The sequence below is a fragment of the Propioniciclava sp. genome, from assembly GCF_036744435.1.
GTDB lineage: Bacteria > Actinomycetota > Actinomycetes > Propionibacteriales > Propionibacteriaceae > Propioniciclava.
Genome location: NZ_DAIOIA010000209.1, coordinates 1 through 2432, shown reverse-complemented (window position 1 = coordinate 2432; position 2432 = coordinate 1). Strand labels below are relative to the sequence as shown.

Here is a 2432-nt window from a genome sequence, read left to right as displayed (position 1 = left end):
CGACAAACCCTCATCTAGGGGCTGGGAGAATCACACGACAATGAGAAGGGACTCGATACCGCCACGGCGGTATCGGTGGGGATCGTTCCTGCGCTCGGCCCGAGTGGCGGGGTGCACGCGAGGGCCCCTCGACTGGCAGGGTGACACCATACTGCCGCCCCCATGCCAGCGCGGTTCCTTCCACCGTCCGGATCTGGAACGAACGCGCCGTCCTTTCGTCCCTTCACGACGGTCGCGCCTGGCGCGCCGCCCAGATCGCCGACGCCGCCGGGCTGACCCCGGCGTCGGTCCGCGACGTGCTGCGTACCCTCGTCGCCAAAGGCCGGGTGCGCAGCCTGGACCCGGAGCAGGCGGGCGCGATGGGGCGCGTCCCGCCCGCACGTTCCAGCACGCCCGCCCGGACGGACTGACCCTCGGGATCCACCTGGACGAGGAGATCGTCCGGATGGTCGTCGGCGAGGTGTTCGGCAAGGCGCGGGTTGTCGGCGAGATCCCGGTCGCGTCCGACGACGCCGACGAGGCCGCAGGCGCGGTGACCGACCTGCTGTCGCGCGTCGATCGCACCCGCGTGTGGATGACCCGGCTGTACACCCTGCTGCAGGAGCATCCCGGCCCGCTTCCTCCGCTGACGCGCGAGGGCTATGAGGCGGCGGCACGGGCACAGGAGGGAAGATGGGGGGATGACTGAGGCATCCGCGTCGCCCCGCGCCCACTACCGCCGGATCGAGGCGTGGCTGGAGGAGCAGTGCCGGATCCTGCCCCCGGGCGCCCCCCTCCCCTCCGAGAACGACCTGGCCGAGCAGTTCGCCGTCAGCCGGATGACGGCCCGGCACGCCCTGCAGCGGCTGGCCCAGCGCGGACTGATTGAGCGTCGCCGCGGGGCGGGCAGCTTCGTCCTGCCGCCGACCCTGCACCGTGAGGAGGGCGTGCTGCGCTCGTTCACCGAGCAGGTGCGGGAGCGAGGCATGACCCCCTCCTCGCGGCTGCTCCGTGCGGAACTCGCCCCCGCCCCCGAGCGCGCGCAGGCACTGGGCCTCCCCGGTGACGCTGCGCTCGTCATCATCGAACGGTTGCGGCTGGCCGATGGCGTCCCCATCGCCTGGGAGCAGGCGGCCTTGCCGCGGGAGTTCGTCGGCGTCCTGGACGCCGACCTTGAGGCGGGCTCGTTGCACGAGGCGCTGCGCGCACTCGGCCGGAGCCTGGGCCGCGCGTCCGGGCAGGTGAGCGCCAAGGTGGCGTCACGCGACGAGGCCACCGCACTGAGGGTGACTTCCCCGGCGGCGCTGCTGGTGGAGACTCGCGTGATCGAGGACACCGCTGGGCGCCCCGTCGAGGCGACCACCACCGCCTACGTGGCCTCCCGCTGGGTCTTGGACACCGGTTCCTTCGTCGCCCCGGGCCGCTCCGCCTCGCCTCAGTAGCCCGCGGCAGGGGCCGGGGCGCCCGGCTGCGTCAGCCCGAGCACGACCGGGGTGGAGCGGTAGCCCACTCCCAGCCGGTCGGCGCCCGCATCGATCAGTGCGAGGAAATGCTCGCGGGTCCGGATTGCGCCCAACCCTTTGATCTTGGCCCGTCCGGCGGCAACGGCGCGCAGCAAGCTCACCATCGCCAGGGACGCTCCGGGCTCAGCGTGCTGGAGGCCGCCGGTGTAGAAGCCGGTCGACGTCTTCACGAAGTCGGCCCCGGCCGCGATGGCAGCCTCGACGCCACCGCGCACCTGCGCCTCGGTCAGCGCGTCGGTTTCCAGGATGACCTTCACCGGCGTCTCCGCTCCGTGGCAGACCTCGATGACGGCCCGCAGGTCGCGCTCCACGTCGTCGTAGCGTGCCCCCCGCAGGAAGCCGTAGGGCGCAACGATGTCGACTTCCGCGACCCCTGCCGCCACGACGTCGCGCGCCTGGGCGACCCGGGAGGCCGTGCTGGACAACCCGAACGGGAAGTCGATGACAACACAGACGCCGGTGCTGGTGCCCGCACACAGCGGCTGGGCGAGGGGGATCGCCGCGGGGTTAATACAGACGGTGCGGCACCCCAGCTGCACTCCCCTGCCGACCTCGCGCTGGATCTCCTCAGGGGTGAACTCGGGTTTGAGCACCGAGTGATCGATGTAGGCCGCGAGCTGGGGGACGGTCAGACCTGCTGCCGGAGTGCGGGGTGTCATGTCGGATTCCTCCCGGATCAAGGGCGGGAACGCCCCGCCAGTTGTATATACATCTTGCCTGAACCTGCTCGGTATCGCCACCGGGCGTCAGGCACACAGTGGCACAGCCGCTATGCTCGCCCTGGCCGTCCGGCGGTGTGAACACGCACACACGACACGTCGGACCAGACGACGCGACGCCATGGCGTTCACGCTGGGGGCGTTAGCTCAGCCGGTCAGAGCAGGGGACTCATAATCCCTGGGTCGCGGGTTCGAGCCCCGCACGCCCCAC

Annotated in this window: 4 protein-coding genes and 1 tRNA gene; 4 read left to right on the top strand and 1 reads right to left on the bottom strand. The window is 71.4% G+C overall.

Annotation, left to right across the window (positions count from 1 at the left end; all coding sequences use genetic code 11):
* The first annotated feature begins 140 nt into the window (after positions 1–140).
* From V7E09_RS15225 to V7E09_RS15215, 3 genes are read left to right on the top strand one after another with little or no spacing between them, the layout of a single operon-like run.
* Positions 141–410 (top strand): helix-turn-helix domain-containing protein, encoded by a 270-nt coding sequence (locus V7E09_RS15225; protein WP_324523691.1) that lies wholly within the window; start codon positions 141–143, stop codon positions 408–410.
* Positions 411–445: 35 nt separating this feature from the next.
* A complete protein-coding gene (locus tag V7E09_RS15220) occupies positions 446–688 on the top strand; it encodes a hypothetical protein (protein ID WP_324523690.1) in 243 nt (80 codons plus the stop codon).
* A complete protein-coding gene (locus V7E09_RS15215) occupies positions 681–1421 on the top strand; it encodes a GntR family transcriptional regulator (protein ID WP_324523688.1) in 741 nt (246 codons plus the stop codon). Before V7E09_RS15220 ends, V7E09_RS15215 begins: the two co-directional genes overlap by 8 nt.
* Here the strand turns inward: V7E09_RS15215 and deoC are convergent.
* Positions 1415–2161, bottom strand: a complete 747-nt coding sequence (gene deoC, locus V7E09_RS15210; RefSeq protein WP_324523687.1) for a deoxyribose-phosphate aldolase — start codon at positions 2159–2161, stop codon at positions 1415–1417. The genes V7E09_RS15215 and deoC overlap by 7 nt on opposite strands.
* A gap of 196 nt (positions 2162–2357) precedes the next feature.
* Here deoC and V7E09_RS15205 point away from each other — a divergent pair.
* Positions 2358–2431: transfer RNA gene (locus V7E09_RS15205), tRNA-Ile, on the top strand.
* The last annotated feature ends 1 nt before the right edge of the window (position 2432 follow it).

Coding starts and splice junctions, on each gene's coding strand:
- V7E09_RS15220 (WP_324523690.1), top strand. CDS start 446: ATGGTCGTCGGCGAGGTGTTCGGCAAGGCGCGGGTTGTCGGCGAGATC.
- V7E09_RS15215 (WP_324523688.1), top strand. CDS start 681: ATGACTGAGGCATCCGCGTCGCCCCGCGCCCACTACCGCCGGATCGAG.
- deoC (WP_324523687.1), bottom strand. CDS start 2,161: ATGACACCCCGCACTCCGGCAGCAGGTCTGACCGTCCCCCAGCTCGCG.